9 protein-coding genes are annotated in these 12,504 nt (G+C 61.7%); 1 reads left to right on the forward strand and 8 read right to left on the reverse strand.

The window, feature by feature from the left end; translation table 11 throughout:
- Window positions 1–3 precede the first annotated feature (3 nt).
- The 7 genes from P7C00_RS21310 to P7C00_RS21340 form a co-directional block, all read right to left on the reverse strand.
- Window positions 4–1,533 (reverse strand): DHA2 family efflux MFS transporter permease subunit, encoded by a 1,530-nt coding sequence (locus P7C00_RS21310; RefSeq protein ID WP_346635097.1) that lies wholly within the window; start codon window positions 1,531–1,533, stop codon window positions 4–6.
- A gap of 68 nt (window positions 1,534–1,601) precedes the next feature.
- The gene (locus P7C00_RS21315) at window positions 1,602–2,801 is read right to left on the reverse strand and encodes an efflux RND transporter periplasmic adaptor subunit (protein WP_346635098.1); all 1,200 of its coding nucleotides are present in this window, start codon (window positions 2,799–2,801) and stop codon (window positions 1,602–1,604) included.
- A 15-nt stretch (window positions 2,802–2,816) separates the two neighbouring features.
- A complete protein-coding gene (locus P7C00_RS21320; protein WP_404937310.1) occupies window positions 2,817–4,286 on the reverse strand; it encodes an efflux transporter outer membrane subunit in 1,470 nt (489 codons plus the stop codon).
- Window positions 4,283–4,756: a MarR family transcriptional regulator gene (locus P7C00_RS21325; RefSeq protein WP_346635100.1), complete on the reverse strand. Its 474-nt coding sequence runs from the start codon at window positions 4,754–4,756 to the stop codon at window positions 4,283–4,285. Before P7C00_RS21325 ends, P7C00_RS21320 begins: the two co-directional genes overlap by 4 nt.
- A 208-nt stretch (window positions 4,757–4,964) precedes the next feature.
- Complete coding sequence (locus P7C00_RS21330; RefSeq protein ID WP_404937311.1) at window positions 4,965–8,642, reverse strand: translocation/assembly module TamB domain-containing protein; 3,678 nt, start codon at window positions 8,640–8,642, stop codon at window positions 4,965–4,967.
- On the reverse strand, window positions 8,639–10,366 hold the full coding sequence (locus P7C00_RS21335) for an autotransporter assembly complex family protein (RefSeq protein WP_404937312.1): 1,728 nt from the start codon (window positions 10,364–10,366) through the stop codon (window positions 8,639–8,641). Before P7C00_RS21335 ends, P7C00_RS21330 begins: the two co-directional genes overlap by 4 nt.
- A gap of 65 nt (window positions 10,367–10,431) precedes the next feature.
- A complete protein-coding gene (locus P7C00_RS21340; protein WP_346635103.1) occupies window positions 10,432–11,082 on the reverse strand; it encodes a GNAT family N-acetyltransferase in 651 nt (216 codons plus the stop codon).
- 175 nt (window positions 11,083–11,257) lie between these two features.
- Between P7C00_RS21340 and xthA the strand changes: the two genes are divergently transcribed.
- A complete protein-coding gene (gene xthA, locus P7C00_RS21345; RefSeq protein WP_346635104.1) occupies window positions 11,258–12,070 on the forward strand; it encodes an exodeoxyribonuclease III in 813 nt (270 codons plus the stop codon).
- Window positions 12,071–12,118: 48 nt separating this feature from the next.
- On the opposite strand, the gene P7C00_RS21350 is transcribed toward xthA, so the two are convergent.
- A complete protein-coding gene (locus P7C00_RS21350) occupies window positions 12,119–12,451 on the reverse strand; it encodes a YegP family protein (RefSeq protein ID WP_404937313.1) in 333 nt (110 codons plus the stop codon).
- Window positions 12,452–12,504: the final 53 nt, after the last annotated feature.

Genomic DNA, 12,504 nt, shown 5'->3' on the forward strand with positions numbered 1-12,504 from the left:
GCATCAATGCCCCGCCGACGCCGGGCCGGCCTTGGCGGCGAACGGCGGCTTGGCCAGCCAGACCAGCAGAATCAGGCCCATGAACACCCAGCCCAGCAAGGTGAAATAGTCCACCGTCGAGAGCATGTACGCCTGGCTGGTGAGCACTTGATCCAACTGCGCGTAGGCCTTGGTGCTGGCACCGCCGAGGTTGTTCAGTGCATCCCGGGTGACCGGATCGAAGGTGCTCATGCTTTCGCTCATGTAGGCATGGTGCTGATCCGCCCGACGTATCCAGATCCAGGTTGTCAGCGACGCGGCAAAGCTGCCTCCCAGGGTCCGCAGAAAGGTCGCCAGGCCAGCGCCGTCGGCGATCTGGTGCGGCGGCAGATCGGACATCAGGATGCTCAGGGTCGGCATGAAGAACAGCGCCACGCCAATCCCCATGAACAACTGCACCAGGGCGATGTGCTGGAAGTCCACCTCATTGGTGAAACCGGCACGCATGAAGCAGCTCAGGCCAATGGCCAGGAATGCCAGGCCAGCCAGTAGGCGCAGGTCGAACTTGTGGGCGTACTTGCCGACAAAGGGCGACATCAGCACCGGCAGGATGCCAATCGGTGCCACGGCCAGACCGGCCCAGGTGGCGGTATAGCCCATCTGGGTCTGCAACCATTGCGGCAGGATCAGGTTGATCCCGAAGAACCCGGCGTAGCCGCCCACCAGCACAATGGTGCCGATGCGGAAGTTGCGATGGGCGAACAGCCGCAGGTTGACCACCGGATGACGATCGGTCATTTCCCAGATCACGAACACCGCCAGGGCAATCACCGAGATCAGCGTGCCGACGATGATGAAGTTGGACTCGAACCAGTCCAGGTCGTTGCCCTTGTCGAGGACGATCTGCAAGGCACCAACCCCGACAATCAGGCTCAGCAGGCCGATATAGTCCATCGGCTGACGACTGGTCACCACCGGCCGCGCTTTCATTTGCTGCTGCACCACCCAGGCGGCAAACAGGCCGATCGGCACGTTGATAAAGAAGATCCACGGCCAGCTGTAGCTGTCGGTGATCCAGCCACCGAGTATCGGCCCGGCAATCGGCGCCACCACCGTGACCATGGCCAGCAGCGCCAGGGCCATGCCCCTCTTCGCGGGCGGGTAGACGGCAATCAGCAGGGTTTGGGTCATGGGATACAGGGGACCTGCCACCACCCCTTGCAGCACCCGAAAGCCCACCAATTCCGGCATGGAGGTGGAAATGCCGCAGAGAAACGAGGCCACCACGAACAGCAGCGTGGCCCAGATAAACAGCTTCACCTCACCGAAACGCCGGCTCAGCCAGCCGGTCAGCGGCAAGGCAATGGCGTTGCTCACGGCGAACGAGGTAATGACCCAGGTGCCCTGTTCCGAACTCACCCCGAGGTTGCCGGAGATGGTCGGCAACGCCACGTTGGCGATGGTGGTATCGAGCACCTGCATGAAGGTCGCCAGGGACAGACCGATGGTACTCAGCAGCAGGCTGGGAGGCGTGAAAGACGCATTATTGCTCATCGCGAATCCTTTGGAACTAGGCTGGCACCCTGGCCTCTAGACGAAACCAGGGTTGACGGATTGGCGAATCAGCGCTGGGCAGTCTTGCCGATGGTCGCGCTGTTGTCGTGGATCAGGCGGGCGATCAGGGCGTCGGCCTCACCCAACTGACGGTCATAGACGTTGGTGCTCAAAGAAGCCTTTTGCGGTGGTTGCTGGGCCAGTACCGGACCGCTCTGATCTCGCAGGTTGACGTTCACCAGGGTCGACAGGCCGACCCGCAGTGGGTGCTTGGCCAGCTCATCGGCGTTGACGTGGATACGCACCGGTACGCGCTGCACGATCTTGATCCAGTTGCCGGTAGCGTTCTGCGCCGGCAACAGGGCAAAGGCGCTACCGGTACCGGCGCCGAGGCTATCAATGGTGCCGCTGTATTTCACATCGCTGCCATAGATGTCGGCCTCGATATCCACCGGCTGGCCAATGCGCATGTCCCGCAGCTGGGTTTCCTTAAAGTTGGCGTCGATCCACAGCTGGTCCAGGGGAATCACCGCCATCAGTGCAGTACCCGGCTGGACCCGCTGGCCCAGTTGCACGGTGCGCTTGGCCACATAACCGGTCACCGGCGCGATCAGCGTGCTACGGGCGTTGGTCAGGTAGGCCTGGCGCAACTGCGCAGCGGAAGCCTGCACATCCGGGTGATTGGAGACTACGGTGTCGTCTACCAGAGCATTGGTGGTATTGAGCTGCTGCTGGGCATTGGCCAAGGCATTTTGCGCCGAGGTCAGGTCATCGCGAGCGTGGGACAGTTCTTCCTGGGAGATCGCACCGCTGGCCGCGAGGTTCTTGCGGCGATTGAAGTTGTCCTGGGCTTTCTGCACTTCGGCCTTCTGCGCCGCCACCTGGGCCCGCATGCCATCGACGTTGCTGTACAAGCCGCGTACCTGGCGCACGGTGCGGGCCAGATTGGCCTCGGCACTCTGCAGGCCGACCTGGGCATCGTTGGGGTCGAAGTTGATCAGCACCTGGCCTTCATGCACCAGGTCGCCATCATCAGCGCCGATGCTGACCACGGTGCCGGTGACCAGCGGGGTGATCTCCACGACGTTGCCGTTGACATAGGCATCGTCGGTGCTTTCATTCCAGCGTCCATAGAGTTCGTGCCAGGCGAACACGCCCAGGCCGCCGAGGATGACGATGGCCGTCAGCCCCAGGAGCATGACTTTGCGCTTGCGGGAGTTGCTGGCGTCCGGGGTGTTTTCGGTTGTTTGAGTGTCGGCAGTGGCCATGACAAATACCTCGAATTATTTGGTCTGAGGGGCTGGGGCTGGGTTGGCCGAAGCCAGGTTCTGGGCGCCGAAGCCGCCCCCCAACGCCTGCATCAATTGAATCGACAGGTCGATCTGCTGAGCATTCAGCGTGGCCAGCTGGCGCTGGGCCTGCAGCAATTGCTGCTCGATGCTCAGCACGTCCAGGTAGTTGCCGATCCCGGAACCGAAACGCTGGACCACGGTGTTGTAGGAATCCTGAGCGATGTCGGTGGCGTGCTGCTGGGCGACGATCTGCCGTCCGATATCCCGCAGTTGAGAGATGCTGTCGCTGACATCCCCCAGGGCGGACACCAGGGTCTTGTTGTATTGCGCGACTGCCAGGTCGTAGTCGGCATCCCGAGCGTCCAGGTCGGCCCGCAGTCGCCCACCGTCGAAAATCGGCAGCGAAACGGTCGGCGCAATACTGAAGAAGCGACTGGCGGAACCGAACAGCGCATCGCCCAGCAACGCCTCGGTGCCCGCTCGCGCACTGAGGTTGAGGTTGGGATAGAAACGGGTCTTGCTGGCATCGATGTTCTTGCTCGCCGCTTCCACTCGCCAGCGAGCCGCCACCAGATCCGGCCGGCGTCCCAGCAGTTCAGCAGGCAGCGTCGAAGGCAGGGCTACGGCGCTGGCTTGCAGGACCTTGGGCCGGGAGATGTCATCGGCCCGATCCGGACCTTTGCCCAGCAACACGGCCAGGGCGATCTTCGCGCTCTGCAATTGCTTCTCGGCGTCGATCAGGCTGGCCTGGGAGCTGGCCTCCAGACTTTCGGTCTGCTGGTACTGGTACTGACTGTCGATCCCGGAGTCCAGGCGACGGCGGCTCAGGTCGAGCATCTGCCGGGTACGCTTGAGGTCCTCGTTAGCCAGGTCGTAAACGATATGCGCACGCCCCAGGTCGCTGTAGGCACGCGCCACATCGGCGGCCAGGGTCAGGCTTGCTGCCTGGCGATCGACTTCAGCGGCTCGGGCCTGCCCCAGCGCCGCTTCCCAGGCCGCGCGCTGGCCGCCCCAGAGATCGAAGTTGTAATTGAAGCTGGCGCCAACATTGCGCACCGTGGAATAGGCCCCGCCCTGCCCCAGCGGGTCCTGGTCACGGGCCAGGCGCGATCGGCTGATACCGGCGCTGGCATCCAGGGTTGGCATCCGCTCGGCATCCGCGGCATAGGCCGCAGCACTGGCCTGATGGGCACGGGCACTGGCGATCTGCATGTCCGGGCTGTCCCGCAGGGCTTCCTGGATCAGACCGTCAAGCTGGGTATCGCCCAGGCTTTTCCACCAGTCGCTTTGCGGCCAGGCGGCCGGCGACAAGGTCACGCCGTTGAGAGACTGGCCAGTTGCGAGGCTTTTTGCCTCAAGGCTTACGCCGGAGGTATCCAGGCCGCTGTAATTGGCACAACCGGCCAGACTCATGGCCAACAGCACCAGGCTGAGGCGAGTACGCAAGGATTTACTGCTCATTTATCACCAATGCGCAGGACGGTGATCGGATCACCGGCTGCCAGCAAAATTTTCTTGAGAATCTGTTCCAGGGTGCGCAACTCCTCGGGAGAGATGGCACCGGCAAGCTCGTTCATCGCATTGGCGCCGATGTAGGGCAGCCGATCGGCGAGCTTCTGCCCCTCTTCGGTCAGCACCAGCTGCACTTGGCGGCGATCACCTTCCGAACGCTTGCGAGCGAGAAAATCCTTCTGCTCCAGGCGATCGAGCATGCGGGTCATGGAACCGCTGTCCAGGGACAGGTGGCGACACAACTCGGCCGGCGTATCGACACCGAACTGGGCCATGATGATCAGCACCTTGAACTGCGCGGCGGTGATGCCGTGGGGTTCCATATGGGTGTCAATGATCCGGTCCTTGAGCAAGGCGGCACGCCCCAGCAGCAGGCCGAGATGGCAATTGTGAAAATCGTCGGGTTCGAAATGCTTCATCTGACCACCAATTAGCTGCCTAGGCAGAGAGTGTGTGTCGAGATGTTACTGCCTAGGCAGCAAATGTCAACGCAATAATTAGCTTGCTCTTTATTTGCTTGATAAACGGTGCAGCGCCGCCGGTTCGAAACCGGCGGGTGCCTTGTTCTGTTGGAGAGAGGTGGCGTGGACAAGAAGGGGGGCTGCCCCCCCCCTCTGACGGCGAGCCTTAGAAGTCGCGCTTGTAGAAGATGTCCAGGGAGCTGGCAAAACCGCTGGCCGCTTCCAGGTAGACCTTCTTGCTCAGTTTGTAGCGCAAGGCAATGGTGCTGGCAGGTTCGAAGACCCCGACGCCATAACGCAGGCTGAGCTTCTCGGAGATATTGCCGCTGGCCACCACGCTGGTGCTGTTGCCGCTGCCTTGGGTATCGAGCTGGAAGTCCTGGATGCCCAGGTTCTTGGCAATGCCGCCGGTAAGCTCGGAACTGCCCATCAACCCCAGGCCCAGGGCGGCCTGGGCCAGCATGTTGTTGTCTTCACCGGTGGAGCTCAGCGGCCGCCCCAGCACCAGATAGGACAAGGCCTGTTCCTGGCTCATGGCCGGCTCGGAGAAGATCTGCGTCGCCGGTTGCTCGGCGCTGCCACTCAAGCGGATGCCGGCAATCACGTCGTCGGTCTGGCGCACCGCTTCGATATCCAGGTACGGCTGGTCGATGGGGCCGGCAAACAGCAACCGTGCGCGACGCACCGTCAGGCGCTGGCCATAGGCTCGGTAACGACCGTCGTTGAGCCACAGCTCGCCACGGGTATCCATGTTGTCGCCAATGTGCACATGCCCCTGCAGGTTGGCGGTGAGGCCGAACCCGGCAAAGCTGAGCTTGTCCTGGCCCACTTCCACATCGATGTTCATCGCCATGGCCATGGGCTTCTTACCCTCGTCGGTCTGCTGGCCGACGATGACCGTGTCATCGGAAACCTTGACCGTCGACGGCGGCAGTTCACGTACGGTGATCTGCCCCTTGGGGATCAGCACTTTGCCGTCGATTGCCAGTTTGTCGTCCTGCAGTGAGATCTTCAGGTCCGGAGCCATTTCCAGCGCCGCATAGGGCTCGACAGTGACGGGTAACTGCGTGCCCTTGAGGCTCAGGTCCACCGCCAGGGCACGCCCCCAGGCGATATTGCCGTTGAGGCTGCCCTGCCCGGCCTTGCCGCTTTTCCAGCCGCCGTTGAGTTGCACGCTCTCGCCCATGATCTGCGCGCTCAACTGCAAGTCTTCAAGGCTGATGGGCAGCTCGGAACCGGAGACCTGACCGCCACTGAGTTGCAGATTGCCGTTGACCTGGGGCGCTAGCAGCCCACCAGACAAGCGACCACTGCCGTTCAGATTGCCGCTGAGTTTCTCCACCATGGGCACAAACGGCCGCGCCACGGACAGATCAAGACCACTGAGGCGGAACTCCCCGGACAACGGTTTGCTCTTGGGCAACGGATTGATCTGTGCCTGAACCATCAGTTCTCCCAGCTTGCCGCCGTCGAACTGCAGCTGAGTATCGATGCGTCGCGGGTTGAGGCGGGTGTCGAGCTTCAACGCCTGATAGGGGAAGTCCAGCCACTGCCCCTTGTCCTTGACCCGCAAGGTGCCACCACTGGCATCCAGCAGGATCTGGCCTTTGGGACCACTGGCCGGCAGGTCCAACTGCACCTCGGCATTGAGAATGCCCTTCCAGGCGAAGTCCTTGGGCAGCCATTGAGCCAGGCTGTCGATGGGGAAACGCTTGAGGTGATAACGCAGCTTCGGATCAGGCATCAATCGCTGGTCTTCGCCGCACAGACTGGCATCACCGCTGGTCCAGCAATGGGCGCCAAAGTTGAGGGTTCCATTGGCCAGCCGCTCCAGCTTCGCCGGGCTCTGCAGTTTCCAGTCCTGGCCGCCGGTCTGTACATCGCCACTGGCCAGGCGTCCCCGCCAATTGCCCTGATCCAGCGCGCCGTCCAGCCCCAGGGCCAGTTTCAACAGCGGGCCTTGCAGGTCCAATTGCAGTTTCTGTTTCTTGATATCGCCCTGGCCGGCCAGGGTCAGGGTGCCAAGCTGGGTGTCTCCCGCCTGAATCTCACTGCCCTTGAGTTCCACCTGAGCCTGTTGTGCGCTGTCGAGAGTGGCTTCCAGCTTGAGGCTTTGCAGACGGTTGTCGGCAAAGGCCAGTTGCTGCCCCGAGAGGTCCACCTTGCCCTGTGGCGCCTTGAGCGTGCCTGCCAGGTCTACCCGGCCATTGAGTTGCCCGCGCAACTGCGGCCAGAGCTGGCCCAGGCGCGGCAGCTTGATGTCCAGTTGGCCGGCGATTTTCTGCTGCAGGCTGCCGGAGCCGTTGATGCGGTTGTCCCCCAGGCGGATATCCAGGGCACTCAGGTTCCACTGCTCCCCTGCCCCGTCGGCCTTGGCCAGCAGCACGGTTGGCTGCCCCCGCAGGCGCCCCTTGAGGTCGAGGTCGGCCGTGACCTTGAGCTGTTCATTCTTCATTTCACCCTGGCTGCGCAAAGGGCCGGCCAAGGTGCCGGGCAACTCGGCCAGCCAATAGGCCGGGTTGATGGCCGACAACTCCAGGGCCGTATCCCAGGCCACACCGTCGGCAAATTGCAGGTTCAGGTGCCCCTGGGCCTTGCCTTGTCCGGCCGTGAGCTGAAACTGCGGCAGGAAGATCTTGCTCAAGTCGCCGCTGAATGGACTGCTCAGGCTGAAGGCGCCTGCCGGGCCATCCAGATCACCCTTGAAGTTGCCCAGGTAATTGCCATCCCGATACGCCACTTCTGCATTGAAGCTGCGCAACGCCACGGCCGGTTCTTCGATCAATGGGTAAAGGCGATGCCAGGGGAAATCCAGCCAGGCAAGCTTCGCCTCGGCCGAAAAGCCTTGGCTCCAATCAAGCTGACCGCTGAGATTGAGGCTTTGCTTGTCGTTGGCCCGCAGGTCCAGCGTGGCGATCTGCGCGCCCTTGGCGTCGACCTTGCCTTGCAACCGCAGAGCCACCGGCCCTTGCTCCGCCGGCAGACTGGCCTTGCCGTTGAGCTGGTAGCCGTTTTTCAAGTCCCCCTTGCCGGTCAATTCCAACTGGTCCAGTTGCAGGGTATCCGGCAAGTCGGCGCTGGCCTTGAAGCCATCGGCAATGATTCGCACCTGCGCCGGCAGGTTCTCCACCAGGGGTTGCAGCTCACCGCTCAACTGCCCTTGCAGATAACCACTGCTGTCGGCCTTGAGTTTCAAGGTCTTGAGCAGATCGCCTTCGATCTTCATAGCCAGGGCCCAGGGGCCACCGCCAGGAGCGGGCAAACCGAGGGTACCCTGAGCCGTCAGAGGCCAGTCGCCACTGGGTTGCAACAGGCCGGACAGGTCGAGGCTCAGGTCATCGCGCTGCAGGTGCACCGAGTCGATCTGCAAGCCCTGAGCGGTCCAGTGCGCCGCCAGTTGCAGCCCCTTGAGTTCTTCACTGCCGTTGAACAACAGACGGCCAACCCGTACCTGTCCAAGCTCGATGGCCACGGGCAGACGCAGTTCCGGCAGGCTGATGGGCCCCGTGCTTTCTTCGGCATCGTTGCCGGGAGCGAACTGAAGGCTGACCTGATCGGCCTCCAACTGCTCGATGCACAGGGTCATGCGCAACAGGCAGGCAGGAGACCAGGCAAATTTCACCGATTCGAGCTCAACCCGGCTGCCGTCCTGCTGCCAGAGCAGATGGTCTGTGCTCCACTGGCCGCCCAGATGCCCCTGGAAATTGTCCAAGGTCAGTCCCGGCACCAGGCCCAGGGCCCAGCGGCTGCCGGCCTGAGTCCCTAGAACCGTGGTCAGGGCCAGGAGGGTGAGGATCACCAGCGCAAGAATCGCCAGCAGCGTTATCTTCAAAGCGCGCTTCAAAGCTCTGGCCCCATGGAAAAGTGCAAGCGAATACCACCGTCATCATTCATTGCGTGGGCCAGGTCGACCCGGATCGGTCCTACCGGCGAAACCCAGCGCAGCCCTACACCGACCCCGGTCTTGAGGTTCGGCAGTTCCAGTTTGTTGAACGAGTTGCCCTGATCGACAAAGGTCGCGATCCGCCATTTCTCGGCGATGGAGTACTGATACTCGACACTGCCCGCCACCATGTAACGACCCCCGATACGATCGCCGTCGGAGTTCTTCGGGGACAGGGTCTGGTAGTCGTAGCCACGCACGCTCTGGTCGCCACCGGCGAAGAAGCGCAAGGACGGCGGAATGGATTTGTAACCGTTGGTGGCGCTGCCTCCAAACTGCACACGACCGAGAAAGCGATGATTGTCCCAGGCTGTGGTCAGGCCTTTGAGCAGGACCGTTCCGTACAACAGGTTGGTGTCGGAACCCACGCCTTCCTTGGCCAGCTTGGTATCGAATTGAATGCGATAACCGTTGTGCGGATCGATGCGATTGTCGCTGCGCAGGTAGGAATAGGTCAGGCCAGGCATCAGCAGATTACTCAGGCCCGAGTCGTCCCCAAGGCGATACTCCTCACGCTGATACTTCAGCGAGACCACGCGCTGCCAGCCGCTGGGCAGCTTGCTGTGCCACTCGGGGCCCACTGTGAGCAACTTACTCAGGGTATCGGTGCCGGAGATTTCTTCGTTCTGATAACCACCGGCAAAGCGCAGCTTGTCGGTCAGGGGCGGGTCCAGAGGAATGTCGTACCACAGGCCGACGTTCTGCCGCGGCGCCGAGACTTCCGCCTCCCAGCCATAACTGTGGCCCTGGGGATTGACCCAGTGCCGGGTCCAGTTGGCCTTGACCCGGGGGCCGACGTCGGTGGAGTAACCCAGGCCAAGCCCCATGGTCCGGGGCTTGCGGGTTTCCAGCAGGACCGCTACCGGAATCACCTCATGCTCGGCAGCAGTGGGCGCCGCATCTACCCGAACACCCTCGAAATAGCCACTGGACTGCAGCGCCTGATTGAGTTCGGCAATCAACTCGGAGTCGTAGGGGGCGCCGTTCTTGAAGGGCACCATGCGCCGCAACAGGTCTTCGTCAAACAACGAGTCCCCGGTGAAACTGACCTTGCCCAGTGCGTAACGCGGACCGCTGTCATAAACCAGTTCGATGTCCGCCACCCCGGCCAGGGGATCTACCGACAATTGCTGGCGGGTAAAACGCCCGCTGAAAAAACCATAGCGCGAGGCCTGGTTCTGGATCAGGCGCTTGGCATCTTCATAACGGCCATGATTGAGCACAGCGCCAGGCTTGAGCTGGTCACTGTCGGGGGTGCGGAAGGACTTGAGGGAAGCCGCCGGGCCTTCGACCCGGATCGTCACATTGCGCAGATGCACCGGCTCGCCGGGGTCGATACGCAACAACAGGCGGGGTTTCTCGCCGCCACGCACTTCGCTTTCGATATGGGGCTGGTAGTAGCCCAACGCCTGGGCGGCTTTCTTCGCCTGCTCCTCGGCGCCCCGGCTGAACCGCAGCAGGGCTTCTTCATCGCGATCACCGACACCGCCAATGTAACCCTCCACATTGGCCTTCAGCTCGTCGTTGGCGGGCTTTACCCTGACATCCAATTCGCTCTGCGCCAGCGCCGCACAGCTTGTGAACAACAGCAAAAAGCCGCTGGTAAATCTTCCTGGAAACTTCATAGGCGCGGATGCTATCACGAGCTTGGGGGGGCGATAGAGCGCTCAAGTGCTAGGAAAGTTCTATATCAGGCTGTTGCTCTTTGTAAGAGCTGCGGGTTCGCATGAAAGAAAACGTGCTCACGGACCGGCCCTACCGCGATCTCCCCGATCTCCTCATAACCCTGACGTTTATAGAACTCCAGATAGCGCGGATTGCCCGTATCCAGGACCACGCCCTGGGAATGTTCATCCACTGCACACCAATTGTGAACCGCCTGCAGTAACTGTTCGCCGAAATGCTGCCCCTGAAATTGCGGGTGCACCCCCAACAGCGGCAGCACATGAACCGCATCGCCGGGTAGGCAAGCCTGCACCGCTTCGTGGTACTCCAGATACCGCCGCGTACACCGGAACCCCGTGCTCAGGACCATGCGCAGCCGCCAGGCCCAGCTTTCGGTAATGCCCAGGCGGCGTTGCGGCGGGGCGATCAGGGCAATGCCAATCAAGCGGTCATTGACGAGCAGGCCGATGGCCGGCAGGTCTTGCAGAAAATGTTGCTTTACCAGCTCGCGCACCGTCGCCCGCACCCGCTGTTCATAACCGGCGCGCTCGGATTCGAAAATGAAACCGAACGTCGGTTCATGGCGATAGGCCTGGTACAGCAGCGACCGCGCTTCGCGGGAATAGCCGCTGTCGAGCATATGGATATCGGCGATGGCGTTGGAGGTATCAGGCATGTCGGTCACTCTCCCCTGGACCCGGCTCGAATGGCCGCGCTCTTGTTATTACGAACCTGGCGCGGCGCTGATCGTTCCCACGCTCAAGGACATTAGCAGCGCATTCGCGGGGCTGCCATGCTGGTCGACCCGGGCGTAGTCAGCTAGCATCGCTGTTTTGCCAGGACCGCCGACCATGAAGATCGTCTCGTTCAATATCAACGGGCTGCGCGCCCGCCCCCATCAGTTGGCGGCGCTGATCGACAAACACCAGCCGGACGTGATCGGCCTGCAGGAAACCAAGGTCGCCGACGAGCAGTTTCCCCTCGCCGACATCCAGGCCCTGGGCTACCACGTGCATTACCACGGCCAGAAGGGCCATTACGGTGTCGCCCTGCTCTCGCGCCAGGCGCCACTGGCCCTGCATAAAGGCTTTGAAGGCGATGACGAGGACGCCCAGCGGCGTTTTATCTGGGGCACCTTCGCCGATGCCAACGGCACGCCGGTGACCATCATGAACGGCTACTTCCCCCAGGGTGAAAGCCGCGACCATCCCACCAAGTTCCCAGCCAAGGAACGCTTCTACAACGACCTGCAGCACCTGCTGGAAAGCCGCTTCAGCAACGACCAGCCCCTGGTGGTCATGGGCGATGTGAATATTTCCCCGCAAGACTGCGACATCGGCATCGGCGCCGAAAATGCCAAGCGCTGGCTCAAGACCGGCAAGTGCAGCTTCCTGCCGGAAGAGCGCGAGTGGATGGCACGCCTGAAGAACTGGGGCCTGGTGGACAGCTTCCGTCACCTGAACCCCGAGGTGAACGATCGCTTCAGCTGGTTCGACTACCGCAGCCGCGGCTTCGAGGACGAACCCAAGCGCGGCCTGCGCATTGATCTGATCATGGCATCCCAAGGGCTGCTGCCCCGGGTCAAGGACGCCGGTGTCGATTATGAGCTGCGGGGCATGGAAAAGCCTTCTGACCATGCGCCAATCTGGCTCGAGTTGAGCTGATCGACAGGCACAAAAAAGCCCATCACTAGATGGGCTTTTTTCTACTGCTTACAGATGGACCACTTCAACCCGCTCAGTGGTGCCGGCTGCTGCAATGGCGCTGATCGCGTTTTCAAGGGTGGCTTCCGAATCGTACAAGTGACTGACCAGAATCACTTCCTTGCCAGACTTGAGCTTGAAAAAAGGTTTACCGCCCGATGAAATTTTCTTGACGTAACGCTCGGGAGAAGAGCAGTGTGCGCGGAACAGGCCGAGAGCTGCCTCGGCACTGTCCCGGCAAGGGAATCGGTCGCTTTGAAGCATGGTCTGCGCCTCCTTTGTCTTCAGCAAGAATCTGCATGCACCACTGCCATACTGCTTCAGCTCGAACCAGGCACTCATTTGTAACTCCTTTGCTTACTACGAAATAGCAGCACAACACTGCCGAGGCATCC

This window comes from Pseudomonas sp. JDS08PS003 (genome assembly GCF_045013505.1).
GTDB classification, from domain to species: domain Bacteria; phylum Pseudomonadota; class Gammaproteobacteria; order Pseudomonadales; family Pseudomonadaceae; genus Aquipseudomonas; species Aquipseudomonas protegens_B.